General features: G+C 69.6%; 22 protein-coding genes, 1 tRNA gene and 1 other RNA gene. 10 read left to right on the top strand and 14 right to left on the bottom strand.

Translation table 11 applies throughout. The annotated features are described in order from the left end of the window. The first annotated feature begins 56 nt into the window (after positions 1–56). On the top strand, positions 57–1,001 hold the full coding sequence (locus IW245_RS32775) for a hypothetical protein (protein ID WP_197006980.1): 945 nt from the start codon (positions 57–59) through the stop codon (positions 999–1,001). After that, a complete protein-coding gene (locus tag IW245_RS32770; protein WP_197006979.1) occupies positions 971–1,819 on the top strand; it encodes a Scr1 family TA system antitoxin-like transcriptional regulator in 849 nt (282 codons plus the stop codon). Before IW245_RS32775 ends, IW245_RS32770 begins: the two co-directional genes overlap by 31 nt. 1,189 nt (positions 1,820–3,008) lie before the next feature. Here the strand turns inward: IW245_RS32770 and IW245_RS32765 are convergent. Continuing rightward, positions 3,009–3,081 (bottom strand) — tRNA-Ala (locus tag IW245_RS32765). Positions 3,082–3,179: 98 nt separating this feature from the next. Then, positions 3,180–3,770 carry a YqgE/AlgH family protein gene (locus tag IW245_RS32760; protein ID WP_197006978.1) on the bottom strand — a complete coding sequence of 197 codons (591 nt, stop codon included), beginning with the start codon at positions 3,768–3,770 and terminating at the stop codon, positions 3,180–3,182. 636 nt (positions 3,771–4,406) lie between these two features. Between IW245_RS32760 and IW245_RS32755 the strand changes: the two genes are divergently transcribed. The 4 genes from IW245_RS32755 to IW245_RS32740 all read left to right on the top strand — a co-directional run bounded on the left by IW245_RS32755 (position 4,407) and on the right by IW245_RS32740 (position 7,446). Then, positions 4,407–5,102: a methionine ABC transporter ATP-binding protein gene (locus IW245_RS32755; protein WP_197006977.1), complete on the top strand. Its 696-nt coding sequence runs from the start codon at positions 4,407–4,409 to the stop codon at positions 5,100–5,102. Continuing rightward, positions 5,099–5,719, top strand: a complete 621-nt coding sequence (locus tag IW245_RS32750) for a methionine ABC transporter permease (protein ID WP_233472698.1) — start codon at positions 5,099–5,101, stop codon at positions 5,717–5,719. Before IW245_RS32755 ends, IW245_RS32750 begins: the two co-directional genes overlap by 4 nt. Before the next feature lie 85 nt (positions 5,720–5,804). Next, positions 5,805–6,602: a MetQ/NlpA family ABC transporter substrate-binding protein gene (locus IW245_RS32745; RefSeq protein ID WP_197006976.1), complete on the top strand. Its 798-nt coding sequence runs from the start codon at positions 5,805–5,807 to the stop codon at positions 6,600–6,602. 97 nt (positions 6,603–6,699) lie between these two features. Beyond that, positions 6,700–7,446: an S-methyl-5'-thioadenosine phosphorylase gene (locus tag IW245_RS32740; protein ID WP_197006975.1), complete on the top strand. Its 747-nt coding sequence runs from the start codon at positions 6,700–6,702 to the stop codon at positions 7,444–7,446. 12 nt (positions 7,447–7,458) lie between these two features. On the opposite strand, the gene IW245_RS32735 is transcribed toward IW245_RS32740, so the two are convergent. From IW245_RS32735 to IW245_RS32715, 5 genes are all read right to left on the bottom strand, one after another. After that, on the bottom strand, positions 7,459–8,460 hold the full coding sequence (locus IW245_RS32735; RefSeq protein WP_197006974.1) for a sensor histidine kinase: 1,002 nt from the start codon (positions 8,458–8,460) through the stop codon (positions 7,459–7,461). After that, positions 8,453–9,133, bottom strand: coding sequence for a response regulator transcription factor (locus IW245_RS32730; protein ID WP_197006973.1), 681 nt, complete (start codon positions 9,131–9,133; stop codon positions 8,453–8,455). The genes IW245_RS32735 and IW245_RS32730 overlap by 8 nt, the downstream gene beginning before the upstream one ends. Positions 9,134–9,238: 105 nt before the next feature. Then, positions 9,239–9,604, bottom strand: coding sequence for a hemerythrin domain-containing protein (locus IW245_RS32725; protein ID WP_197006972.1), 366 nt, complete (start codon positions 9,602–9,604; stop codon positions 9,239–9,241). Positions 9,605–9,806: 202 nt separating this feature from the next. Next, positions 9,807–10,178, bottom strand: a transfer-messenger RNA (tmRNA) gene (gene ssrA / locus IW245_RS32720). A gap of 33 nt (positions 10,179–10,211) precedes the next feature. Further along, complete coding sequence (locus IW245_RS32715; RefSeq protein ID WP_197006971.1) at positions 10,212–10,802, bottom strand: cellulose binding domain-containing protein; 591 nt, start codon at positions 10,800–10,802, stop codon at positions 10,212–10,214. Positions 10,803–10,977: 175 nt separating this feature from the next. On the opposite strand from IW245_RS32715, the gene IW245_RS32710 reads away from it, so the two are divergent. Next, positions 10,978–12,222, top strand: a complete 1,245-nt coding sequence (locus IW245_RS32710; RefSeq protein ID WP_197006970.1) for a globin domain-containing protein — start codon at positions 10,978–10,980, stop codon at positions 12,220–12,222. Positions 12,223–12,383: 161 nt separating this feature from the next. Here IW245_RS32710 and smpB read toward each other — a convergent pair whose 3' ends face one another. The 6 genes from smpB to IW245_RS32680 form a co-directional block, all read right to left on the bottom strand. Continuing rightward, positions 12,384–12,863: an SsrA-binding protein SmpB gene (gene smpB, locus IW245_RS32705; protein WP_197006969.1), complete on the bottom strand. Its 480-nt coding sequence runs from the start codon at positions 12,861–12,863 to the stop codon at positions 12,384–12,386. 128 nt (positions 12,864–12,991) lie between these two features. Beyond that, complete coding sequence (locus IW245_RS32700; RefSeq protein ID WP_233472700.1) at positions 12,992–14,203, bottom strand: M23 family metallopeptidase; 1,212 nt, start codon at positions 14,201–14,203, stop codon at positions 12,992–12,994. A 137-nt stretch (positions 14,204–14,340) separates the two neighbouring features. Then, the gene (gene ftsX / locus IW245_RS32695) at positions 14,341–15,219 is read right to left on the bottom strand and encodes a permease-like cell division protein FtsX (RefSeq protein WP_197006968.1); all 879 of its coding nucleotides are present in this window, start codon (positions 15,217–15,219) and stop codon (positions 14,341–14,343) included. Positions 15,220–15,231: 12 nt separating this feature from the next. Next, a complete protein-coding gene (gene ftsE, locus IW245_RS32690; protein WP_197006967.1) occupies positions 15,232–15,912 on the bottom strand; it encodes a cell division ATP-binding protein FtsE in 681 nt (226 codons plus the stop codon). A 76-nt stretch (positions 15,913–15,988) separates the two neighbouring features. Continuing rightward, positions 15,989–17,110, bottom strand: a complete 1,122-nt coding sequence (gene prfB, locus IW245_RS32685; protein ID WP_197006966.1) for a peptide chain release factor 2 — start codon at positions 17,108–17,110, stop codon at positions 15,989–15,991. Between the two features lie 118 nt (positions 17,111–17,228). Next, positions 17,229–17,738 (bottom strand): PadR family transcriptional regulator, encoded by a 510-nt coding sequence (locus IW245_RS32680; RefSeq protein WP_197006965.1) that lies wholly within the window; start codon positions 17,736–17,738, stop codon positions 17,229–17,231. Between the two features lie 250 nt (positions 17,739–17,988). Between IW245_RS32680 and IW245_RS32675 the strand changes: the two genes are divergently transcribed. From IW245_RS32675 to IW245_RS32665, 3 genes are read left to right on the top strand one after another with little or no spacing between them, the layout of a single operon-like run. After that, positions 17,989–18,984 (top strand): ROK family transcriptional regulator, encoded by a 996-nt coding sequence (locus IW245_RS32675; protein WP_233472702.1) that lies wholly within the window; start codon positions 17,989–17,991, stop codon positions 18,982–18,984. Further along, positions 18,981–20,222, top strand: coding sequence for a 6-phospho-beta-glucosidase (locus IW245_RS32670; RefSeq protein WP_197006963.1), 1,242 nt, complete (start codon positions 18,981–18,983; stop codon positions 20,220–20,222). The genes IW245_RS32675 and IW245_RS32670 overlap by 4 nt, the downstream gene beginning before the upstream one ends. Further along, complete coding sequence (locus tag IW245_RS32665) at positions 20,216–21,187, top strand: N-acetylglucosamine kinase (RefSeq protein ID WP_197006962.1); 972 nt, start codon at positions 20,216–20,218, stop codon at positions 21,185–21,187. The genes IW245_RS32670 and IW245_RS32665 overlap by 7 nt, the downstream gene beginning before the upstream one ends. Before the next feature lie 162 nt (positions 21,188–21,349). Here the strand turns inward: IW245_RS32665 and IW245_RS32660 are convergent, their stop codons facing one another. After that, positions 21,350–22,144 (bottom strand): tryptophan 2,3-dioxygenase, encoded by a 795-nt coding sequence (locus IW245_RS32660; RefSeq protein ID WP_233472710.1) that lies wholly within the window; start codon positions 22,142–22,144, stop codon positions 21,350–21,352. Positions 22,145–22,317: the final 173 nt, after the last annotated feature.

Raw genomic sequence — 22,317 nt, 5'->3', positions numbered from 1 at the left:
CAGTACTCCCACCCCGGCGACCCCTGCCGCTGCCTCTTCGAAGGGACCACCCCGTCATGAACGCCTTCCGCCGCCTGCGCCTGCCCCGCCTGCCCCGCTGGGTGCCAGGTCGGCGACGGCGTGCCTGGATACTGGGCACGGCCGTCGTGCTGGTCGTCGCTCTGGTCGGCGGTGTCCTCGCCGCCGCCCGGCCTTCGAACACCCCGAGACCGGCCCGCGCCGGCAAGACGGTGGCCGCCCCGCGCCCCCGGCCGTCAGCGGTCCCGACGAACTCGCCGTGGGAGACCGCCCACCTGACCGCGCTGACGGTGCACACCGCCGCGGACTTCACGGTCACGATCCAGGCCGCCACCGCCGCACCCCTCGATGAGCCACGGGCCAACAACCGGTACGGCCGACAGATCGCCAAGATCGCGTGGCGGACCGTGCAGACCCCGATGGACTGGCTGGCCGTGCACGTGACGGACAGCGCCGGCCGCAAATTCGACGGAGCATGGACACCCGAACAACTCCAAGCAGCGTTCGGACCCCGCCCGCGCGGCCTGAACGAGCGCAGAGAAGCCGACAAGCTCAAGGCCGCCGCCGACGGACCGTTTCGCAACCGAACCGCCCGCGACCTGCAACAGGCCACCGACCTGGGCCGTGACCTGCTCGAATCCACGACCCGCAACCACCTGCACCGCGACCTGCCCGACCCGCAAGTCACCGAGCCCACGGTCTGCGGACACCAGGACGGCTCCACCTGGATCAGCGTGTTCGCCGCCCTCGTACAGGTGACAGAAGACGCCCAAGCCGAATCTCTACTCCCCGACCTCGCCGACTACTGGAGCCGCCAGGGCCTGCACGTCGACCTCTCCGCACTCAACGCCGGTCTGCCCCGCCTGACCGCCTACATGGAAGGCGGAACCACCGCAACCGCCACCGTCGATGAACGGCACAAGAACCTCCTGCGCCTGGAAGCCGACACCCCATGCCTGCACCAGCCCCAGCCCGCCCCGTGACCAGCCAGCCCACCACCACACCCACAAGCGCCCTCGCCGACCTCGACGGCGGCGCCCTGCGGTGGAAGGTCAGGACCCGGCTGCGCGCCGCCCGCGAGGCCGCCGGACTCACGCAGGCACAGACGGCGACACGCTGCCGCTGGTCGACCTCCAAACAAGATCGGATCGAAAACGGCCACACGCGCCTGACGTGGGCGGACACCGACGTCCTCGCCCGCGTGCTCGGCGTGCCCGACCCTGACCGCCGCGAACTCCTCGACCTCATCGACGCCGCCGACCGCCACGCCGACCCGTGGAGCGACGTGTACGCTTCGCTCCGCTCCGTCCACCGCGACGTCATCACCGCCGAGACCACCGCGACGCGCATCACGGTATGGGCTCTCGGGCTCCTCCCTGAACTGGTGCAGGCCCGCGAATACGCCACCGCCACCAGCACCCACACCGACCCCGACCGCTGGTGGGACCTGCTCGCCTACCGCCAACACCAAGCCGCCAAGCGGGGCCTGCGCCTGGACGTGCTCGCCGACGAGACAACCGTCTACCGCGCCGACGAAATCCAACGCCAGCACCTACTGCGCCTGCACGACACCGGCCGCGCCCGGATTAGGATCGTCCCCATCACGGCCCGAACACATCCGGGCCTACTCGGCGGATTTGGCATCTACCACGCCGACATCGGCCCCGTCCTGCACTGGCACGACGCCAACGGCGGCACCCTCGACCGTGGCGTGGACGCCGACCATGCGATCCACCAACGCCTCGCCCAACTCCACGCCCTCAGCCAGCCCGTCACGGAGTTCTGCGGGACAAGCGGATGACCGAACATGCCGCCCCACTCGGGAGACAATGGTGACGGCACCGACGCCGGGCAGGACGCAGTGACGTTGCTTAGCCTGCAACCGAATCTGCCAGCCTGCCCGGCGGTGCTGGCCCTGGTCAACGACGACCAGCTAGTAGCCGGAACTGCTCGCGCTGCCGGTCGCTGGTGGACAACGCCCGCCAGCACCGACCCGGACACCAGGATCGGACTGGCTTGGAGTCTGGCCCGGATCCCCGGTGTTACCGCCACCCTCGCCCACACCACCCCGCCCACAATCGCGGCCATTCACCGTGCCGAACACCTCGCGGCCACCCGGCGACAGAGCATCGTTCTGCCGGGCGCGCCGATCTTCACCATCGGAGCCGTCCCGGCCCCACCCGCGGGCATGATTCGCCTTCCACACCCCGCTGGGCGAGGGGTGCTGTGGGAGTTGGTCGCAGAGGCCGGCACCGAACGCCTCATCGGGCATCCCGTACCCGATGCGGGCACTCGCCACGACGTCGAAGTCCGCCTAGACCTGGTCGTGGAACTGTGCGCGGCAGTGGCCGGCGGCCACCTGCCTCCATCAGCCCGACGGGATCCGGTGCTGTCGGGGTGGGCTGAGCGCCGCCTTGACCTAACTCTTGGTCTGATCTACCGGCACTGGATGCGCATCCGCCCGACGTTGGCCCGTGAACACCTCGTGGCCCCTCGCCGGTCAGTCACACTCCGTCGAAATTCTGAGCGCCAACGTGTCCCTTTGAGACTCCTCCAAGAGTGAATCCGCACGTTGGTCTGTGTTCTCGAAATGGGGATGGGAACACGCAGAGAACAGCAAGGCGCGGCTCCCGTACAAGGAGGCTCGAAAGCGCGGAATGCGGCCGTGCGGCCTCCTCCAATACGTCCGCCAACAAACGCCGCCCGCCTATAAACGCTCGGTCCAGCCACCCCCCGAGGCGACGGACACCCTCCGCCTTCTCTGTGACGGGAGCCACATCCGCCCCCTCTCGCTTGGGCAGCACTGTGACCGGAGACACACCAGATTGGACGCTGTGTGTCAGGGATCACACGGGCTGGCGAGGGTGTTTCAGAGGTGAAACAGGGGTGGTTTGCCCTGATTCCAAGGGTGCCGTGTCCCCATGGTGTTCCCAAGCAAAAACGTCGTGATCACAATCGATGTGATCACGACGTTTTACCTGCTCAAAGGGTGGAGCTGAGGGGACTCGAACCCCTGACCCCCACACTGCCAGTGTGGTGCGCTACCAGCTGCGCCACAGCCCCTTGCCACGTCCGCTCCCGCGTTCGCCTGGGCAATATTACACAGCCACCCACCCGCGCGCGAATTCGGGGCGACCCCCACCCCACATCAGGACAAAACCTCAGTTCAACGTCGGATCCGCCGGGTACTGCGCCAGAGCCGCCGTCAGCCCGCCCTGCCGGCGCAGCACCATCCCCCACAGGTCATCCGGCCGGGGCATGAACGGGTCCCCGGGGAGCGCGTCGTACACGAACCAGGAGCCCTCGGCGATCTCGCTCTCGACCTGGCCGGCGCCCCAGCCCGCGTACCCGGCGAAGACGCGCAGGCCCAGGAGTTGCTCGCCGAGGCCGTCGGGGTCGCCGGACAGGTCGACGGTGCCGACGCCGGCGTGGATGGGCAGGAAGCCGGGGAGTTCCTTGGCGTCGGGGCGGGTGCGGGCCAGGCAGATGGCGGCCTCGGGCTGGACGGGGCCGCCCTCGAAGAGGACGCCCGGCTCGCCGGCGAGGCGGCCCCAGGCCGGCAGGACCTCCAGGACGCGGACCTCGGTGGCCCGGTTCAGGACGACGCCGAGCGCGCCGGTCTCGTCGTGGCTCACGAGGAGGACGACGGTGCGCTCGAAGTTCGGGTCGCGCAGCATCGGGGACGCGACGAGCAGCCGGCCAGCCAGCAACTCCACCGCCATCCCTCCGGTCATGTCCGGTTCGTGCCGCATACAGCGAACCTAGCGTTCGAGCCGGCCAAACGGGAGAGGGTCTTCGGAGATTCTGCGACAGAAAACGGGGCCGAGATGTGTCACCCCCGGGGCCTGACATCGACGCCCGCCGCTCCCGCGAATGGGGCTCGAGGGAGGGCGGGGCGGCCCGATTCGGTGTGCCGTCGGGAATTGCGGGGACGGGTGCGGTCCGCGTGGCCGCCGGGCCTGCTCCTCGAGCGCCCCGCGGCGCGCGGCTGGGTCGGCGACATCCCGCACAAGATGCTTACCTGAGGGCCGGCGAACTCCTCTTCGGAGGCCGGGGCCACCGGCCACAGGACGCCTGCGCCAGGAGGGCGCGCCGCCATGCCTCAGGCGGTGGCACGCCCCGCCGGCTTTCGTGAGGCCGCTCACGATGAGTTACATGAGTCCGGTTCGGCTGCCTAGACTCGTGGCTATGACAGCCCAGCGCGCTCTGCCGCACCTCGACCGTATGGTCGTCGGTGTGATGACGCCGCGCGCCTGTCGAATGTGTAGCTGCCGACTCTAGTCGCGCCCCGCCTGCACTGTCTGTGATTCTCCCGCGCCGCTGAGGCGTGTCTTCCCCTGCCTGACCGAAGGTCTCGTCCTTCGATGTCCGTCATTTCAGGAAACCCCATGATCAAGATCAGGAACATCACCAAGAGGTACGGCTCGCACGCCGCCCTCGACGGCGTGGACCTCGACGTCGCGCCCGGCGAGGTGTACGGCATCCTCGGCCGCTCCGGCGCCGGCAAGTCGACCCTGTTACGCACCGTGAACGTTCTCGAACGCCCCGATTCGGGCACGGTCACCGTTTTCGGGCAGGAACTCACCGGGCTGGGCGAGCGCGAGCTGGCCAGGGCGCGGCGGCGGATCGGCATGATCTTCCAGCAGTACCACCTGCTCCAGCGGCGTACCGTCGCGGCGAACGTCGCCCTTCCTCTCGAGCTCGCCGGGCGGACCAAGGGTGACCAGCGGCGGCGGGTGGCCGAACTGCTCGACCGGGTCGGCCTGGCCGACAAGGCCGGCGCGTACCCGGCGCAGCTGTCCGGCGGGCAGCGGCAGCGGGTCGCGATCGCCCGTGCCCTGGCCGCCGAGCCGCACGTGCTGCTCTCGGACGAGGCGACCAGCGCGCTCGACCCGCAGACCACGACCTCGATCCTCGGGCTGCTGCGCGACCTGAACCGCGAACTCAACCTCACGATCCTGCTGATCACGCACGAGCATCAGGTGATCCGCCAGGTCGCCGACCGGGTGTCGGTGATCGAGGCCGGCCGGATCGTGTCGACGGAGACGACGGCCGAATTCGGGAACAGAGAGGTCCTGTCGTGATCGAGCTGCTGTGGCCCGCCACCCTCGAAACCCTCTACATGGTCTCGGTGGCCTCCGTCGTCGCCGTCCTCGGCGGCATCCCGCTGGGTGTCCTGCTCGCCCGCGCCCCCAAGCCCGTGTACACCCCGGTCAGCCTGGTCGGCAACGCCACCCGTTCGCTGCCGTTCATCATTCTGCTTCTCCTGCTCGACCCGGTCACCCGCGCCGTCACCGGCAAGGGCATCGGCGCGGAGGCGGCGATGGTGCCGCTGTCGATCGGCGCGATCCCGTTCTTCGCCCGGCTGGTCGAGAACTCGATCCGCGAGATCGACCCGGGCCTGGTCGAGGCCGGCCGTTCGCTCGGCATGCGGTCGTGGACCCTCGTCACCAAGGTGCTGCTCCCGGAGGCGCTGCCCAGCCTCGTCCGGGGCGTCACGGTCACGGTCGTGGCGATCGTCGGGTACTCCGCCATGGCCGGCGTCGTCGGCGGCGGCGGCCTGGGCGACCTGGCCATCCGGTGGGGCCACGAGCGGTTCCGGACCGACGTGCTGCTCGCCACGGCGGCCGTCCTCATCGTCCTCGTGCAGGGCATCCAGTCGGGCGGCGACCTGCTCGCCAAGCGCCTCGACCGGCGCTGAGCGCCCCTGAGACGTCGCGGGTCCGCCCGCGATCCGCTGCCGGTCCTCACCGGTCAGCACCAGTAACAACCAAGGAGAGAACGCAATGTCCCGTCGCATCATCACCGGCATCCTCGCCGCCACCCTCGCGACCGTCGGGCTCGCAGCTTGCTCCTCCGGTGACACCAAGGACGAGCTCGTCGTCGGCGCCTCCCCGGTGCCGCACGCGGAGATCCTGAACTACGTCGCCAAGGAGCTCGCGCCCAAGGAGGGCCTGAAGCTCACCGTCAAGGAGTTCACCGACTACGTCCAGCCGAACGTGGCCCTCGACGCCGGCGACATCGACGCCAACTTCTTCCAGCACAAGCCGTACCTGGACGACTTCTCCGCCAAGAAGGGCGTGAAGCTCACCCCGGTGACCGCGGTGCACATCGAGCCGCTGGGCGCGTACTCGAAGAAGGTCAAGGCTCTGAAGGATCTTCCCGACGGCGCCGAGGTGGCCATCCCCAGCGACAACACGAACGGCGGCCGGGCCCTCAAGCTGCTCGCCGCCAACGGGCTGATCGAGGTCAAGCCGGACGCGAGCACGGAGAAGGACATCACGTCCAACCCGAAGAAGCTCAGGTTCAAGGCGTTGGAAGCCGCCCAGCTGCCCCGCGCGCTCGACGACGTGTCCCTCGCGGTGATCAACGGCAACTACGCCATCGAGGCCAAGCTCAAGCCGTCGAAGGACGCGCTGGCGCTGGAGTCGGGCAAGGACAACCCGTACGCGAACCTGCTGGTCGCCAAGGCCGGCAAGGAGAACGACCCGAAGATCCAGAAGCTCGCGAAGCTGCTCAACTCGCCCGAGGTGCGCAAGTTCATCGAGGACAAGTACCAGGGTTCCGTCATCGCGGCCTTCTAGACGGGTACGCCAGCGGAGTCACCCGCCCATGGCCGTGGGCGGTCAGCAGTCGGCACGGGGAGTTCGGGCCCCGTGCCGACTGCTCTAGATTGGGGCGGTGATCGCAGACATCGCCGTCATCGGCGGCTCCGGCCTGTACTCCCTCATCGAGGGCGAGGGCGCGCCGCACGACCTCGACACCCCCTACGGCACGCCGTCCGACCCGATCGTCGTCGGGAAGGTCGCCGGCCGGACCGTCGCGTTCCTGCCCCGGCACGGCACGGATCACCGGTACCCGCCGCACAAGATCCCGTACCGGGCGAACCTGTGGGCCCTCCGCGAGCTGGGCGTCCGCCAGATCCTCGCCCCGTGCGCCGTCGGCGGCCTGCGCCCGGACCACGGGCCGGGCACGTTCGTCCTGCCCGACCAGGTGGTCGACCGCACGACAAGCCGAGTGGGCACCTTCTTCGACGAGGGCGCGCACCACACCAGCTTCGGCGACCCGTACTGCCCGGCCGGCCGCAGAGCCGTCCTCGACTCCGCCGAGGTGGACATCGTCGACGGCGGCACGATGGTCGTGATCGAGGGGCCCCGGTTCTCCACCCGCGCGGAGTCCCAGTGGTACGCGGCCCAGGGCGCCTCCATCATCAACATGACCGGCATGCCCGAGGCGATCCTGGCCCGGGAGCTGGGGCTGTGCTACACCTCGATCGCGCTGGTCACCGACCACGACGCGGGGGTGGTGGCGGGCGAGGCCGTGACGATGGAGGAGGTGTTCCGGGTGTTCGCGGAGAACACGGAACGGATGAAGTCCCTGGTCCTGCGGACCGTGGCGGCGCTCCCTCCGGAGCACTCCTGCGCCTGAACGAGGGCGGCGTCAGGACGCGGCGAGGCGGACCTCGAACCGGCACCCGCCGGACACGTTCTCCACCTCGACCCGACCGTGCTGGGCCTCCACCAGCCCCCGCACGATCGCCAACCCCAGCCCCGCCGAACTCCCCAACCCGGGCCCCGCCGCGGCCGGCGTCCGGGCCGGCTCCCCCCGGAACGCCACGTCGAACACCCGGGGCAGATCGTCCACCGGGATCCCGCCGCAGCAGTCGGTCACCGCCAGCCACGCCCCCTCGGCGTCCCGCCCGCCGGTCACGGTCACCGAGCCGTCGGCCGGCGTGTGCCGGATCGCGTTGACCAGCAGATTCCCCACCACCCGGGACAGTTCCGGTTCGCTGCCGAGCACGGCCGGCCAGTCCCCGTCGGTCGCGACGAGCCGGACGTGCCGCGCGCCGGCGATCGGCGCGGCCCCGGCGAGCGCGTCGGACACCACGTCGCCGAGCGCCACGCTGGCCAGGGTCAGCCGGAGCGCTCCGGCGTTGATCCGGGACAGCTCGAACAGGTCGTCGACGAGGCCGGTCATCCGGTCGGTCTCGACCCGGATCCGAGAGTGGTACTCCGCGACCGTCTCCGGATCGTCCACCACCCCGTCCTCCAACGCCTCGGCCATGGCCCGCAGCCCGGCGAGCGGGGTACGCAGGTCGTGGCTGACCCACGCGACGAGCTCGCGCCGGGTGCTCTCCGCCTCGGCTGCCCACATCGCGTCGGCGGCGAACCGCCGGCCGAGCCACAGGGCCACGCCCACGCTGACCAGCCCGGACGTGGCGACGACGACGAGCAGCACCGTCAGGTCGTGGGTACTGATGAACATGGCCAGCGCCGCGCCCACGATCCCCACGGCGACGGCGGCGACGGCCACCCCGACCAGCGCCCCGACGTGCAGGGCGATGGCCCGGCGGCGCAGCCTGCTGAGCACGTACGCGCCCGGCACCGCGACGGCGAGCGAGCAGCCGAGCGCGAGCGCCATGACCCCGAGGATGTCACCCATTGGCCGGCCCCCAGCGGTACCCGACGCCCCACACGGTCTGGATCAGGACCGGCTCGGCCGCGTCGTACTCGATCTTCTCCCGGAGCCGCCGGACGTGCACCGTCACCGTCGACTGGTCCCCGAACGTCCAGCCCCACACGCTCTCGAGCAGCTCCGACCGCCGGTACGCCCGCCCGGGGTTGCGCATCAGGAACACCAGCAGGTCGAACTCCCGCACTGTCAGCGGCAGCTCCTTGCCGTCGAGCCGGGCCTCGCGCCCCGCCACGTCCACCACGAGCGTGTCGTGGGTGAGGGTCTCGGGCAGCACCTCGGTGGGCGAGGTCCGCCGGAGCACCGACTGGACCCGCAGGACCAGCTCACGGGGCGAGAACGGCTTGGTCACGTAGTCGTCGGCGCCGGTGGTCAGGCCGAGGATCCGGTCGGACTCCTCACCGAGGGCCGTGAGCATCACGATGGGCACGTCGCCGTCGCGCCGGAGCCGGCGGGCCACCTCGATGCCGTCCATCCCGGGCAGCATCAGGTCGAGGACGACCAGGTCGGGGCGGATCCGCTTCGCCGCCGCGAGCCCGGTGGACCCGTCGGGGGCCAGGGTGACCTCGATGCCGGCGCGTTCCAGATACCGGCGGACGACGTCGCTGACCGTCGGGTCGTCGTCGACGACGAGCACTCTCATCGTCCCAGCCTATTTCGTCCCCGGCAGTTTCGCCGACGGCGTTCGTGGACCGTAACAGTCGCCAACAATGGGTGGATGTCGGGCTCTTCGGGCGGATGCCCGACGCTAGGTCTCGCCACCAAGATCTACTGTGTACGCCTCGTGCAGCAGTTGCGCGCCGCGCCGCTGGTGCGCGCGCAGGAGCCGGAGCAGCTCGGCGACCTCCTTGGCGAACCGGCGCCCGGGGCCGGCCTCCAGCCGCTCGAACAGGCCGTCGATCGCGAGGGCGAGCCGGTCGTGCTCACCGACGAGCACCCGGACCCGGCGGGTGAGGTGCGGGGCGGCCGTGAGGATCTCCGCGTACGGGCCGGTCTCGGAGGAGTCCGGGTGCGCGGCCAGGGTCACGCGCAGGTGGCTGAGAATCTGGTGCAGCTGCTCGACGGGCGCGCGGCCGACGACGGCCCCCTCCAGCGCCTGAGCAGTCTCCAGCACCCCCGTATCACGTGTGATTACGGCCATCGCACACCTCCTCGCGACGAAAGCATTCACCAAGAGTGACGGAACGATCGCCCAGTGTCCAGAATCCATCGAAGTCTGACACTTAACTACGCATATGGGATCAAGAGCACGAAAAGCGCGGCTGCAGCCCTTAAGAGGGGTGCGCGCCGCGCTTTTTCAGGCCGCCGAAGCGGTCTCGTGGAGATGCCGGGAATCGAACCCGGGTCCTCCGTCGTATAACCAGGGCTTCTCCGAGTGCAGCTCACTGTGTCCCTACTTGGCCCTACCAATCTCGTGAGCGAGTTGGTACGACAGGCCCAGTAACTGTTTGATTTCCCGCATGAGCCCCGTCACCGGGCTCGGTTGGTAAGCCTTCTAGCTGATGCCAGGAACCGGGCCGAAGGCGAACCCGGGCTGACAGAACTAGCTAACGCTTAGGCAGCGAGAGCGTAGTTCGAGCGCATGTTGTTGGCGCTTATTGTTTTCCGACGACGATTAACGAGCTGACGTCGGCTATCTCGACTCGCTTCCCCTGACTCAACGAACGAAGTCGAAACCAGTCATCCCCTTATGGTGTTGTGCCACCAGCCTAGCGCGGCGATCAACCCGCTGTCACCTCGGTTACCGACGGCGCGCCGGACCCGCCCCGCACGGTCAACCGGACCGACACCGACTTGCCCGCGTTGATCTTCGACGTCCACGATTCCGGGGTCAGTGTCACGGTCCGGCCCCTGGTGTCCGCCACCGCGCCCGACACGTCCCAGACGTCGTGACCGGCCGGCACGGTGAGCACCAGCCGCCAGCCCGCGATCGTCGCCGTACCTCTGTTCGTGATCGTCACGGTCCCGGAGTAGCCGCCGGTCCACCTGGTCTCCTCCCGGTAGACCGCGACCAGCACCGTCACCCGCTCCGGCGTCCTGGACGGGCTCGCGGACGGTGGCGCCACCGGGGACGTGGGCGTCGGCGAGGCCTTGGGCTTGGCGCTCAGCACGCCGACCGGCTGAGTGCCGAGCTCCGCGACGTCGCTGGCCTCCGGAGCCGCACTCGCGGTCGCGGTCGGCGCGAGGCCACCGGGGGCGGGGTCGGCGCGCACGCCGAGGAAGACGAGCGCGATCACGCTGAGCACACCGGTGGCGGTGACGAGCGCGCCCATCAGACGGGACCGCCCTGAGTGGCGGATGTGACGACCCACGCAAGGAACCTAACGGTCCCGTCAAGGTCCCGCCGGCCAGGTGTGCGAGCGACGGACTTGCCGGTCTTGTCCTGACCGGACGCTTACATTCACGTGACAGTCGACACGGTGTCGGTTTCCGGCTGGCCCTGCGGCGCGCGCGATCCCTAGTGTTCCGGCCCGGGGAGGTGCGGGCATGGAGGAATACGACCAGCTGCTGGTCCTGCGGAACGCGGTGCACGTGCGCCGGGGGCTCGCCGGTCAGCTCGCGACCGGGATCGGTTCCGGTTTCGGTTCCAGGGCCCGGTCAGGGGCCGCGTCGGGGGCCGCGACCGGTGCAGGGACGCTTGCCGGAGCCGTCGACAGCGGACAACGGGCGCTGCTGGAGGCCAGCGTGGCCAGGGTCGCGCCGCGCGCCGCCGAACTCGTCGCCTGGTTCTACACCCGGCTGTTCGCCACCCGGCCCTACCTGCGCGGGCTGTTCCCCGCCGACATGGCCGACCAGCACGACCGGCTGCTGGCCGCCCTGCTCGGCCTCGTCGCCGACTGCGACCGGCCGGACATCCTCGGCCCCCGGCTGACCCGGCTCGGCCGGGACCATCGCAAGTACGGGGTGCGGACGGCGCACTACGCCGGGGTCGGCGAGACGCTGATCGCCGCGCTCGCGCACTTCTCCGGTACCGGGTGGGACGCGGCGACCGAGGCGGCGTGGCTGCGGCTGTACACGTACGCGATGACGGTGATGACCGAGGCGGCGGACTCCGCGGACGACGAGCCGCCCTACTGGTACGCCACGGTCGTCGCGCACGAGCTGCGCCGGCCCGATCTCGCGGTGCTCGGGCTCCGGCCGGCCGCGCCGTACCGGTACACGGCGGGGCAGTACACCACGGTCGAGTCCTCGCGGCTGGCCCGGCTGTGGAAGCCGTACTCCCTGGCCACCCGGCCCGGGGCCGGCAACCTGCTGGAGCTGCACGTCCGGGCGCTGGAACCGGGCGGCCTGAGCGAGGTGCTGGTGCACCGCACGGCCGTTGGCGACACCCTCCGCCTCGGCCCGCCGCTCGGCGACCTGACCCTGCCGGCGGATCCGCGCGCGAAGCTGCTGCTGGTGGCCGGCGGCACCGGGCTCGCACCGATCAAGGCGCTGCTGCAGGAGGCGATCCGCACGCCCGGGATCACCGTGATCCGGCTGCTGCTCGCCGGCCGGGACCGCGACGACCTCTACGACCTGGACGCGCTCGGCGACCTCGCGGCCCGGCACCGGCACGTCGACATCCGGCCCGTGGTGGACGGCGAACCCGATGCGCTGCTCGACCAGGTCCCTGACCTGGCCGGGCACGAGATCTACGTGGCAGGACCTCCGGAGATGACCCGGGCGGTGCTGACCCGGCTGGCGGAACTCGACGTCCCGCCCGGCCAGGTGCACCACGATCCCTACTATTGAGGGCCTGTCTCGCGGGTCTCGTCGAGCCGAGGCGGAGTCCAGAGGTCGAGATGCAAGCCGATGATGGGTCCGAATACCGGTGTTGTATTCGGACCCATCATCGGCGCCGCAGGTCGGGCTCTGGGCCCGCCGCAGGCCGGCGAAGATCCTCGAGACAGGCCCTAATCGTCCATGCCCTTGTTCTTGCGGCCCATCACGCGGGCGATCTCCCGGTTGGCGTCGCGGGTGGCGATGTCCTGGCGCTTGTCGTAGGACTTCTTGCCCTTGGCCAGGGCCAGCTCGAGCTTGCACCAGCCGTTCTCGAAGAACAGGGACAGCGGCACCATGGTGAAGCCGCCCTCGCGGCTCTTCTGCTCCAGCTTGAGCAGCTCGGCCTTGTGCAGGAGGAGCTTGCGGGTCCGCCGGGGGGTGTGGTTGGTCCACGTGCCCATCACATACTCCGGGATGTGCAGGCCGTGCAGGTAGAGCTCGTGCCCGTTGAAGTGCGCGAAGGCGTCGACCAGCGAGGCACGGCCCAGGCGCAGCGACTTGACCTCGGTGCCCATCAGGGCCATCCCGGCTTCGAACGTCTCGATGATCGTGTAGTCGTGCCGGGCCTTGCGATTCGTCGAGACGACCTTGCGGCCCTGCTCCCTCGGCACAACTCCACCTCTCCATTCGCCCCGACCCGGGGGCTCCCCGGACCGGCGCGCGCGTCCGGCCGTGAGCCGGGTCCGCGCGACCCGGACGAGCAATGGTAGCCGTTGGGTGACCGGGAGCCGACCGGATATCAGCAGAGGCAGCCGGGCAGGAAGTCCAGCGGCTGCACCGGGGTGCCGTTCAGCCGGACCTCGAAGTGCAGGTGGTTGCCGGTCGACGCGCCCGTGGTCCCGATCCGGCCGATCATCTGGCCGGCCCGGACGTAGTCGCCGGCCTCCACGGCGATCGACGACTGGTGGGCGTAGCAGGTGGCGATGCTCTCGCCGTTGTACTGGCCGTGGTTGATGCACGTGTAGTTGCCGTAGCCGCCGTTCCAGCCGGCCTGAGCGACCCGGCCGTCAGCCACGGCGTAGATCGGGGTGCCCCCGTCGGCGGCCAGGTCGACCCCGGCGTGCAGCTGCCACACGTGGTAGTACGGGTCGTACCGACTGCCGAAGTCGGAGGACTTGTACGCGCCGTGCACCGGCATCGGGAAGTAGCCGCCGTGGTAGCCGGACAGCACCGGCTGCTCGGGGGCCTGGGCCGGGATCGCGCGGAGGGCCGCCCCGATCCGGGCGCTCTCGGCCTCCAGCTCCGCGTACCGGGCCAGGGTCTCGGTCTTCTCGACCTCCGCCGCCGCGAGCGCCTGCTTCTGCTGCTCGGCGAGCCGGACCGTGGCGGCGACCAGGGCGACGGCCTCGGCCTCGGCCTGCCGGGCGGCCTCCAGCGCCGCGTTGGCCACCCGCTCGGTGCCCTCCGCGGTCTCCCGTGCCGTGTCGGCCCGGTTCTGGAGCACCTTCGACGCCAGCCGCGCCGCGGTGTAGTCCTCCAGGCTCCGGGCGCGGTGCTGGGACACCTGGTCCAGGTAGGTCAGCTTGTCGGCGAGGTCGGTCGGCGACTTCGAGGCGAGGACGACGTTCATCTGCATCAGGCCGGCCCCCTCGTACGCGCCGGCCGCGAACCGGGCGTTGAGCTCCCGGGCCTCCTCGACCCGGCCGGCCGCCGCCGTGTACTCGCCACTGGCCACCGCGAACGCCCCGCGCGCCTTGTCCGCCTCCGCCCGGGCCTGGTCGGCGACGGCGGACCTGGCGGCGGCGACCCCCCGGGCGGTGGCGGCGGCGGCAGTGGCGTTGGGCAGGGCCGCGGTGGCCGTCGCGTAGGACAACGCCGCGGCGCGGGCCTTCTCCGTCGCGCCCTCCAGCAGCGAGTTCGTCTCGGCTAGCTGGGCGTCGACGCGCTGCTTGTCGGCTTCGGGATCGGCGTGCGCGGGAGCCGACAGAACGGTGAGAGCCAATAGAAACACAGCAAGCAGTGTCCATCGGTACATATCCGCCCCATTTCGTAGCGTGGGGACAGATTAACCAAGATGGACATGGATCGAGGCGCTATCCCGGACAAACACGCCGGGACAGCGCCTCGAAACGAGGATCGACCGCGAGGTCAGACCTTGATGTAGAACCGCAGCGTGATCCAGCCGACTAGCGCGTTGATCACGCCTGCGACCACCGCGAGCAGCGGGAGCATCAGGTGGATGTTCTCCCACGGGATCGGGGTGATGATCGTGGCGTTCATCAGCGGTTTCAGCGCGCCGCCGAGCAGCAGCCACCGGGCCAGGACCAGCACGATGTAGGCCAGGACAGCGCCGATGATGCCGGCGAACGCCGCCTCCATGACGAACGGCGCCTGGATGAACCAGTTCGACGCGCCCACCAGGCGCATGATCGAGACCTCGCGCCGCTTGCTGTACGCGGCGACCTGGATCGTGTTCCCGACCAGCAGCAACGCCGCCACGCCCTGCACGATGGCGATGATCAGAGCGAGCTTCTGCAGCGACCCGAGGATCGAGAAGATCTTGTCCAGCAGCTGTCTCTGGTCGATGATCTGGCCGACGCCCGGCTTGCCGTTGTACTTCGCCCGGATCTCGTCGACCTTCGTCGGATCCTGGAGCTTGACCCGGAACGACTCGGGCAGCGCGTCCATCTGGGTGGCGTTGACCAGCTCGGGAGCGTCCTTGAACTGCTCCTTGAACTTCTTGTACGCCTCTTCCTGGCTCTCGTGGTAGGCCGACTTCACCAGCGGGTCGGTCCGCAGCTCCTCCTGGAGGGCGTCGCGCTGTTCAGCGGTGGCCTTCTCCAGGAAGATCGAGACCTCGACCTTGTAGTTGAAGTAGTCCTTCATGTCCTGGACCTGCCAGAACATCAGAAGGCTCGCCCCGAGCAGGGACAGCGAGACCGCCATCGTCATGATCATGGCGATGGTCATCGTCACGTTCCGCCAGAGGCCAACCATGACCTCGGCGAGTACGTATTTGGCGCGCATCAGATCCTCCGCCTAGCCGTAGACGCCGCGAGCCTGGTCACGGACGATGCGTCCGCCGTCGACTTCGATCACCCGTCGTCGCATCTGGTTGACGATGTTCGAGTCGTGGGTGACCATCACGATCGTCGTACCGGTCCGGTTGATCCGGTCGAGCAGCCGCATGATCTCGATGGACGTGTCCGGGTCGAGGTTTCCCGTGGGCTCGTCGGCCAGCAGGATCAGCGGGCGGTTCACGAAGGCCCTGGCCACCGCGACGCGCTGCTGCTCACCGCCGGACAGCTCGTGCGGGAACCGGTGCTCCTTGCCACCGAGCCCCACGAGCTCCAACACCTCCGGCACCACCCGCCGGGCCACCGACTTCGTCTTCCCGATCACCTCGAGGGCGAACGCGACGTTCTCGAAGGCCGTGCGGTTCGGCAGCAGGCGGAAGTCCTGGAACACGCAGCCGATCGAGCGGCGGAAGTTCGCCACCTTCCAGCTGTGCATGCTCGTGATGTCCTTGCCGTTGACGTAGACCTTCCCCTTGGTCGGGGTGATCTCACGCAGCATCAGCTTGACGATCGTGGACTTGCCGGAGCCGGTGGGGCCGATGAAGAAGACGAACTCGCCCTTCTCGATCGAGACCGTTGCGTCCTCGATCGAGGGCCTGCTTGCCTTCGGGTACGTCTTGGTAACGTGCTCGAGCCGGATCACGGTGGGCAGTCTACGTCAGGAAGTTGAGACGTCCACCCGCGCGCCTGCGCTCGGGTGGCACGTTTCAACGGAACGTCTACTTCCCGGCGGCCCGCTCGCGCTGTTTGCGCCACCGGATTCCGGCCTCGATGAACCCGTCGATCTCCCCGTCGAGCACCGCCGAGGGGTTCCCGGTCTCGAATTCAGAGCGAAGATCCTTCACCATCTGGTACGGATTGAGCACGTAGTTGCGCATCTGATCGCCCCACGAGCCGGCCACGTCCCCGCGCAGCGCGTCGATCTTCGCGGCTTCCTCGGCCTGCTTGCGGGCGAGCAGCTTGGCCTTGAGGACGACCATCGCCGTGGCCTTGTTCTGCAGCTGGGACCGCTCGTTCTGGCAGCTCACGACGATGTTCGTCGGAATGTGGGTCAGCCGGACGGCCGAGTCGGTGGTGTTGACGCCCTGACCACCGGGGCCCGAGGCCCGGTAGACGTCCACCCGGATCTCCTCGTCGGGGATCTCGATGTCGTCGGTCTGCTCGACCACGGGCACGACCTCGACGGCGGCGAAGCTGGTCTGCCGGCGACCCTGGTTGTCGAACGGGCTGATCCGGACCAACCGGTGGGTTCCGGCCTCCACGGACAGCGTGCCGTACGCGTAGGGCACCTTGACGGCGAAGGTGGCGGACTTGAGCCCGGCCTCCTCGGCGTAGCTGGTGTCGTAGACCTCTGTCGGGTAGCCGTGCCGCTCGGCCCACCGCAGGTACATCCGCATGAGCATCTCGGCGAAGTCCGCCGCGTCCACGCCGCCCGCGCCGGAGCGGATCGAGACCAGGGCCTCGCGGACGTCGTACGGGCCGGAGAGCAGGGTGCGGACCTCGAGCTCGTCGATCGACTTGCGGAGCTTCGCGAGCTCCTCGACCACTTCCTCGAGGACCCCCGGATCGTCCTCCGACTCGGCCATCTCCAACATGATGCCCGCGTCGTCGATCCGGGACCGGAGGCCCTCGACCCTGTTGATCTCCATGTTCACGTAGCTCAGCCGGGACGTCACCGCCTGCGCCTTCGTCTGGTCGTCCCAGAGGTCGGGGGCTGACGCCTCCGCCTCGAGGTCCGCCTTGTCCTTGCGGAGCTTGGCGACGTCGAGGACGACTTCGATGTTGTGCAGGGTGGCATCGAGTCCACGGATGGCTTCGGCGAGTTCGAGCGTGGTGGTCACCGTCCCAGGGTACGCGGGCTGACCTTTCGGCCAGCCCGCCGTCCCCGTCTGGTGGTTGTGGGTGTTTCGGCGGCTGAGGAGACTCAGGCGCCCGGCCAGGACCTGCCGGGCGATTGAGCTACTTTGCCGTCTTCAGCCAGGCCAACACAGCCTTGTGGTAGCCGACCGCGAAGTCCAGCGCCGTGGCGCCGGCCTCGTCCCCCTCCTTCTTGGCGTTCTTAGCCTGTTCCCGGACCTCCGCGAGAGAGTTGGTGTGGTAGGACACCGCCTCCTCGTACATGTCCTTCTTCTCGCCCTTGGGCATGAGGCTGCTGAACGCCGTACGCAGAACGACCGGGTTCCTGACCTGGTCCTTCCCCGCCGGTTCCGCGAGCCACTTGCCGAAGGCTCGCTTGCCGGACGCCGTGACCGAATAGGGCTGACTGGAGCGTGGCCCCGGCTTGCCGAGGCGCAGATATCCACGCTCGGCGAGCACGGGAAGCTCCCGGTACACCTGGGAACGAGTCATCGTCCAGTAGGCACCCAGGCGCCGCTCCGCTTCGGCCATGAGCTGGCCGCCGGTCATCGGTCCATCGTGTAGCAGTCCCAATAGGGCTGCCGCTGTCGCATTAAGGCCAGTATCTGCCATACCTATAACGGTGCCACTCTGAGCTGCGAAAATCCAGCGAACGCGCAGGTTCCATTACAGACAGTGAAGACATTGTGGGTCCAAATCGGAAGAGGGCATGATCACATTCTGATAGCGATCGAGTGATCTTGTTGTAACGGCCCCTTCATATTGGACATTTTGGGCAGCCGGTCGCAGGGGACGCGACATCGACCGGGGTACCCTACGCATGTTATTGTCAGTCAGTCTTACTAACGATTGGAGGACGGGCGTGGCGACCTCCCGACACCTGCGCGCACTGAACGAAGGCGCAGCTCTTGAGCAGTTGCTGGCCAGGGGCAGCCTCACCAGGGGCGAGCTGCGCGAGCTCACCGGGCTGTCGAAACCGACCGCCTCGGAGCTGCTGCGCCGCCTCGTGGAGACCGGTCTCGCGGTCGTCACCGGACACGTCACCGGCCGGCCCGGCCCCAACGCGGAGATCTACGCTCCACACCCCGAAGCGGCACATGTCGCCGCGATATCACTCAGGGTAAAGTCACTCTCCGTAGCAATTTGTGATCTTGTTGGCGGGGTCCAGGCCGAGTTCCAGGCCCGGGACATCACCGAAGCCCTCGACTGGCTGGCCTCCGGGACCCGTCGACCGGCCCACATCCAGCTCGCCGTGCCCGGCTCGTACGACCCGGCGACCGACACCATCCGGCACATCGACACCCCGGGCTGGGACCGGCCGGGGCTGATCGGCGAGCTGCGGACCCGAGTGGACTGTTCCCTCGACGTCGACAACGACGTGAACCTCGTCGCGGTCGCCGAGCGGCAGTTCCAAAATGGGCCGTTCACTCTGTTGTGGGTCGACGAGGGCCTCGGGTTGGCCATCGACCTGGGTGGACAGCTGCTGCGCGGCGCGTCCGGCGGGGCCGGCGAGATCGGTTACCTGCCCGTGCCGGGCGCCGGTGGCGGGGACCTGCAGAGCCTGATCGGCGCGCCCAACCTCGACGGCCTGACCCTCGACGAGGTCGCCGAGCGGCTCGCCGTGCCCCTCGTCGCCATCATCGCCGTGCTCGACCCGCCCCGGATCGTGCTCGCCGGCGGCGTCGCCCGGGGCGGCGGCGAGGCGCTGCGCGAGGCCGTCGAGAAGGTGATGGCGACCAAGCCGTTCAGCGTGCCGATCGAACTCACCAAGGTCGACGGGGACCCCGTGCTCGTCGGCGCGCTGCGCGCCGGCCTGGCAACCGTACAAAGAAGACTGATCCAAGGAGACATGTCATGAAGGTCGCGGTCGTCGGCGGCGGTTCGACGTACAGTCCGGAGCTCATCGACGGGTTCGCCCGGCTCGGCTCACCGGTGACCGAGTTGGCGCTGATCGACCCGGCCGCCGACCGGCTGGAGATGATCGGGCCGTTCGGCGCCCGGATCTTCGCCAGATACGGGCACGCCGGCCAGGTCACGTGGACCTCGGACCTCGACAAGGGGCTCGACGGCGCCGACGTGGTGATCATCCAGCTGCGGGTCGGCGGCCAGGACGCCCGGATCGGGGACGAGACGTTCCCGCTCGAGTGCGGCTGCGTCGGCCAGGAGACCACCGGGGCCGGCGGGCTCGCCAAGGCGCTGCGCACCGTGCCGGTCGTCCTCGAGGTCGCCGAGCGGGCCCGCCAGCTGGCCAACCCGGGCGCGTGGATCGTCGACTTCACCAACCCGACCGGCATCGTGACCCGGGCGCTGCTCGACGCCGGGCACAACGCCGTCGGGCTGTGCAACGTGGCGATCGGCTTCCAGCGCCGGTTCGCCAAGCTGCTCGGGGTCGCGCCCGAGGCGGTGCTGCTCGACCACGTGGGGCTCAACCACCTCACCTGGGAGCGGGCGGCGTACGTCGACGGGGTCGACCGGCTGCCGGAGCTGCTGACCGACCACCTCGACGACCTGGCCGGCGACCTGCTGCTGCCGGGGAAGGTGCTCACCCAGCTCGGCAACGTGCCGTCCTACTACCTGCGGTACTTCTACGCGCACGACGCCGTGGTCCAGGAGGAGCTGGGCGCGGAGACCCGGGGCGAGAAGGTCGCGGCGATGGAGGCGGAGCTGCTGAAGATGTATGCAGATCCCAAGCTCGATGTGAAACCCGAACTTCTGTCGAAGCGCGGCGGGGCGTTCTACTCCGAGGCGGCCGTCGGCCTGATCAACTCGCTGACCGGCCTGACCCCGGGCATCCACCCGGCGAACGTGCGCAACAACGGCGCGCTGCCGTTCCTGTCCGACGACGCGGTCATCGAGGTGATGTGCGACGTGTCCGAGGCCGGCGCGGTGCCCCGGCCGATCACGCCGCTGGCCCCGGAACTGGCGGGCCTCGTGGCGCACGTCAGCGGGTACGAGGAGCTGGCCGTCCAGGCGGCGGTGCACGGCGGGGCCGACCGGGTCTACAAGGCGCTGCTCGCCCACCCGCTCGTCGGCCAGCACGACCTGGCCGAGCAGCTGGCGGCGACGATGGTCCGCGATCGGCACCTGAAGTGGTAACGGGGTACTACGTCGCCGTCGACGGCGGCAACTCCAAGACCGACGTGCTGATCGGCGACTCCACCGGTCACATCCTGGCCCGGGTGCGCGGCGGCGGCTCCTCGCCGTTCCACCTCGGGTTCGACGGCACGATCGCGCTGCTCGACAAGTTGATCGCCGACGCGCAGGCCCAGGCCGGCGGGGTGCCACTCGACCGGGCCGAGCTGTACCTGGCCGGGGCGGACCTGCCGCACGAGGTCGCGGCGTTGCAGGCCGGCGCGGAGGGCGCGGACTGGGCGGCGGTCCACCTGGTCGACAACGACACGTTCGCGCTGCTGCGGGCCGGTACGGACGCGCCGGACGCGATCGCCGTGGTGTGCGGCGCCGGCACGAACTGCGTGGGGCGGGCCGCCGACGGACGCACCGCCCGGTTCCCGGCGCTCGGCGAGATCACGGGCGACTGGGGCGGCGGGCACCACCTGGCCCGGCTCGCCCTGTGGCACGCGGTGCGCGGCGAGGACGGCCGGGGCCCGGCGACGGCGCTCACGGCGGCCGTGGCGGCGCACTTCGGCCGGGACGGCGCGGAGGCCGTCGGGGTCGCCCTGCACCTCGGGGAGATCTCCATCGACCAGGTGCCGGAGCTGTCGCCGCTGCTGTTCACGGTCGCCGAGACCGGGGACGCCGTCGCGCTGGCCGTGATCGAGCAGCAGGCGGAGGAGATCGTCGCGCAGGCGACCGTGGCAGCCCGCCGGCTGGATCTGTTGGACAAGCCGCACGCGGTGGTACTGGGCGGCGGCGTCCTGCAGTCCGAACAGCCTCTGCTCCTGGCCGGGATCAGGTCCCGCCTGGTGCCGGCGGCCGAGCCGGTGGTGGTGACGTCTCCCCCGGTGCTCGGGGCGGCGCTGCTGGCCCTGGACGGGCTGGGCGCATCGGTCGAGTCACACGCGCTGCTGCGCGCCGCCCTGTCGCCGCCGCGCGCCGGGTGAGGAACGCGGCGTAACCGAAAAATGGTGTTGATCTGGCAATTGATCTCAACGCCTTGGCCCGCTGAGGGCGAGGAGGCGAAGGCGGAGGGGTTCCCGCATACCGGTGTTGTATGCGGGGTTCCCGACAACGCACGCATCGTCGCCCTCAGCGGGTCCCACCCACTAAAGCGCCGAGCGCAGCGACCACAGCTCCGGGTAGCAGCGCAGCGGGAGGCGCGAGCGCAGGTACGCACCGCCCGCGCTGCCGCCGGTGCCGGCCTTCGTGCCGATCTGGCGCTCGGCCATCAGCACGTGCCGCGAGCGCCACAGGGCCAGGGACTGGTCGTGGGCGATCAGCGCCTCGGCGAGGTCCCACAGCTGGCCGTACTTCTCGCGGTCGTGCGCGATCTGCTTCAGCGCGACCTCGCGCTCCTCCTCGGTGGCCACCGGGAAGCCGTTGTGGGCGAGCAGCGTGACGTAGCCGTCCCACAGGCTCGGCTCGACCAGCCGCTCGCGCAGCCGGGCCTCCTCGGCCTCGGTGAGCCCCCTGAACCGGTCGAGGTAGGTGGGGTCCTTCAGGTTCGAGAGGAACTCGACCTCACGGAACTGCACGGACTGGAACCCGGAGGCCGGCGCGAGCTTCTCCCGGAACGCGAGGAAGTCCTGCGGCGTCATGGTGTCGATCACGTCCACCTGGCTGACCAGCACCCGCATGATGGCCTGGCTGCGCTCGAGGCGGACCCGGGGCGCGTAGGCCTCGCCGGTCAGCATCCGGTTCCGCGCGTCGGTCAGCTCGTGCAGGATCAGCTTGAACCACAGCTCGTACACCTGGTGGATGGTGATGAACAGCAGCTCGTCGTGCGCGGGCGGCGAGGACTCGGGGATCTGCAGCTCGAGCAGCTCCGGGACGCGGAGGTAGCTGCCGTAGGTCAGCTTCCCGCCCTGCTCGCCGAACAGTGGGCATGTCTCATCGGTCACGACCGTCACCGTACCGCGATATCGGCCGGAGGGCACGGGGGCTCCCAGGATCACGGTCCGTGACGGCCAGCCTAGCTGAGCCGTTCGGGGCATTTTGGCCCACGGTGCACGCCACCTCGCGCTGCGTCGCCGGCCCCCACGGTTGCAACCAGGCCAGATTCAGAGTCGTAAAT

Origin of the sequence: Longispora fulva, from assembly GCF_015751905.1 — a bacterium.
GTDB classification, from domain to species: domain Bacteria; phylum Actinomycetota; class Actinomycetes; order Mycobacteriales; family Micromonosporaceae; genus Longispora; species Longispora fulva.
This window is presented reverse-complemented; position numbering and strand designations above follow the sequence as displayed.

What these genes read in the sequence shown, in the direction of transcription:
- IW245_RS32730 (WP_197006973.1), bottom strand. Translation starts at nt 9,133, where the DNA reads ATGAGAGTGCTCGTCGTCGACGACGACCCGACGGTCAGCGACGTCGTC.
- IW245_RS32755 (WP_197006977.1), top strand. Translation starts at nt 4,407, where the DNA reads ATGATCAAGATCAGGAACATCACCAAGAGGTACGGCTCGCACGCCGCC.
- IW245_RS32735 (WP_197006974.1), bottom strand. Translation starts at nt 8,460, where the DNA reads ATGGGTGACATCCTCGGGGTCATGGCGCTCGCGCTCGGCTGCTCGCTC.
- ftsX (WP_197006968.1), bottom strand. Translation starts at nt 15,219, where the DNA reads ATGCGCGCCAAATACGTACTCGCCGAGGTCATGGTTGGCCTCTGGCGG.
- IW245_RS32670 (WP_197006963.1), top strand. Translation starts at nt 18,981, where the DNA reads ATGAAGGTCGCGGTCGTCGGCGGCGGTTCGACGTACAGTCCGGAGCTC.
- IW245_RS32760 (WP_197006978.1), bottom strand. Translation starts at nt 3,770, where the DNA reads ATGCGGCACGAACCGGACATGACCGGAGGGATGGCGGTGGAGTTGCTG.
- IW245_RS32770 (WP_197006979.1), top strand. Translation starts at nt 971, where the DNA reads ATGCCTGCACCAGCCCCAGCCCGCCCCGTGACCAGCCAGCCCACCACC.
- IW245_RS32745 (WP_197006976.1), top strand. Translation starts at nt 5,805, where the DNA reads ATGTCCCGTCGCATCATCACCGGCATCCTCGCCGCCACCCTCGCGACC.
- IW245_RS32775 (WP_197006980.1), top strand. Translation starts at nt 57, where the DNA reads ATGAACGCCTTCCGCCGCCTGCGCCTGCCCCGCCTGCCCCGCTGGGTG.
- IW245_RS32710 (WP_197006970.1), top strand. Translation starts at nt 10,978, where the DNA reads ATGGAGGAATACGACCAGCTGCTGGTCCTGCGGAACGCGGTGCACGTG.
- IW245_RS32680 (WP_197006965.1), bottom strand. Translation starts at nt 17,738, where the DNA reads ATGGCAGATACTGGCCTTAATGCGACAGCGGCAGCCCTATTGGGACTG.